Here is a 2,554-nt window from a genome sequence, read left to right on the forward strand (position 1 = left end):
CCGAGGTCTGCTGCGCCGCCGAGGACACGGTGACCGATTGCTGCGTCGTCTGGCCGGCCACCGCCGTCATCGACTGCGCCGTGGCCTCCATCTCGGTTGCCGCCGAGGACAGGCTCCGGGTCAGCGAACCCACCCTTGCCTCGAAGCTTTGAGCCAACTCGGCCATGATGCGCTGCTTTTCACGTTCGCTTCGCATCCGTGTGTTCTCCTGCTCGGCACGCAGATCCTCCATTTCTTCGCCATTGGTTTTGAAGACCTGGATGGCGGCAGCCATGGCGCCGATCTCGTTTCTGAAGCCGAGACCCGGTATGGGGGCGCTGTAGTCGCCCTTCGCAACGCGCTGCATCGCTCCTGTCATGGCCAGAAGTGGCTTCGTGATTGCGCGGCCGATGGTGAGAGCCGCGATCAACAAAGCCGCGAGAGTCAAGCCGATGGCAGACCACATGATGAACGCGGTTTGGGATATCGCTGCTTCGGCGGCGGTCTGAGCGCTTTCGAACTGTTCGTCGACTGCCTTGAGCACATCCCCGATCACCGGTTCGATGCCGGCATAAGCCTCCGCGACCGCCTTGCTCTCGGCCATCAGCTCGACCTGGGCCCCGATGAAGGAGAGAACGGCTTGCTGGTAAGCTGTGATCGCTTCGACGAGTTCAGCCCGGGTCTTGGCTGGAATCGCAGTGCCCGACAGATCCTGCGTGAACTCTTGGACACGCTTCTTGATGTCCTCGCCGAATTTGGGATCGCCGCGGAGCATGAAGTCTTTCTCATGCCGGCGCATCATCAGCACCAAGACCTTCAGGTGATCGTCGTCGAAATTATCCAATTTCTGTTCGGCCGCTTGAACCGACGTCCGGAGGGCTGCCTGCAGTCCTGACTTCTCATCAAAACCGAGCGTGCGCTGAAGGTCGACCGCGGCATTGAAATGCTTGGTGTACTGGACGAGGCCGGCTTTCAGTTTGCTCACCTGAGCCTGAAGATCGGCCCTGCCGGCTGACGTTGCGATCTGCTCGACCTCGGCGAGTTCCTGGTTGACCTCAGCGATGACGCCGGCATGGTCCGCGACATGCTGTTCGTGGGCGCGCAGGAAGAAGTCCTTCTCGGCGCGGCGGGCCTTGAGCAGTCCCTTGTCGGCCGCGTCGATCAGGTGCTCGAGGCGCGTTTCGGTCGCGGCCTTGCGCTGATATTCCTGCACGGTGCCGTCGCCGATCATGTAAACCAGAGCAAGCACCACCACGCTCACCGCGCCGAGAAGACCAAGACTCAGAATTTGGGCGCGCAAAGAAATCCGTGACAGAAAACCGAACATGAGGCCCCCGGCCAAACTGTTATCAGAAATTATTCAGAGATTGTGTTCGGCATCATCGAGCGCATAGATTGAGAATGCGTTAACCCTTCCGTAAAGATAGGTCCGGTGTTCCTGGCATAGAGATGTCTTGACCGGGTCGTAACGCTGCCTCCGAAAGATCTTCGGCTCAGTGTGAGCCTTGATTGATCTGAGTAGCGCAGTCAGATCTCGCGGTTCATCTATGGCACCACCACCACCCGCGTCCCGACGCTCACCTGATCGTAGAGATGGACGATGTCCTCGTTGAGCATGCGGATGCAGCCGTAGGAAGCGTAAGTTCCGATGGAGCTCGGGCGGTTGGTGCCGTGGATAGCGTATTCGTCGAGATTGAGGGTCAGCGCCCGCGCACCCATGGGATTATTCGGCGCGCCGCCGGGGATCACGGCGGGCAGGCGCGGGTTGTCGCGCTTCACCTCCGCGGGCGGCGACCAGGCGGGCCTGACATATTTGCCGTCGATCCGCGTCTCGCCGAACCATTGCTTGCCGGGCTTGCCGACGGCCACTCGGTAGCGAAGCGCCGTTCCGTCCCCGCGCACGTAGTAGAGCCGGCGTTCGCCGGTCTTGATGACGATGGTGCCGGGCGAGACGCGTCCCTCGAAGAGTACGACTTCGCGGGCGGACGTCCCGGTGCTGGTGATCACGATACCGATGATGGCGGCGATGGCGAAGGCGGCGCGCGCATCCATGTCTCGAACCCTCCTGCGGATGATGCGTGAGGGTGAGACGCGAAGCACAAGGCTACGGTTCCGTTCAGTTTAGGAACCGCGCCTTGTCATCCCCGGCGGCCGCAGGCCGGGACGGGGATCCATAGCGCCGAGCCTGTGGGTGGATTCCCTTCCCCTCCCTGGCGCTTCGGCCGGGAATGACACCGGTGCACTCTCTCCCGCGTCATCACCGGCCTCGTGCCGGTGATCCCGACCAGGATGAACGCAGTGCTCTTCTGAATCGAGATGGCCGGGACGGTGCCCGGCCATGATGAGGAGGGTTCGTTAAGCGATCCCGGGTTCTGCTCGCGCGGCCCCGGGATGACGCTCGTGGTCGATCACGCTGCCTGCGTGCGCTTGTTCTGCCGGTTGGTGATCAGGTCGTCGACGACGGCGGGGTCGGCCAGCGTCGAGGTGTCGCCGAGCGAGCCGAACTCGTCCTCGGCGATCTTGCGCAGGATGCGGCGCATGATCTTGCCGGAGCGGGTCTTGGGCAGGCTCGGCG

The 2,554-nt window shown here is 62.4% G+C and carries 2 protein-coding genes; both read right to left on the reverse strand.

Annotated features, from left to right (window positions below; all coding sequences use genetic code 11):
- The coding region (locus tag ACS5Q1_RS47550) for a HAMP domain-containing protein (protein WP_473104730.1) at positions 1-1,306 on the reverse strand (1,306 nt) is incomplete at its 3' end.
- A 218-nt stretch (positions 1,307-1,524) separates the two neighbouring features.
- The gene (locus ACS5Q1_RS47555; protein WP_473104731.1) at positions 1,525-2,031 is read right to left on the reverse strand and encodes a L,D-transpeptidase; all 507 of its coding nucleotides are present in this window, start codon (positions 2,029-2,031) and stop codon (positions 1,525-1,527) included.
- Positions 2,032-2,554: the final 523 nt, after the last annotated feature.

This window comes from Microvirga sp. GN3 (genome assembly GCF_055792825.1).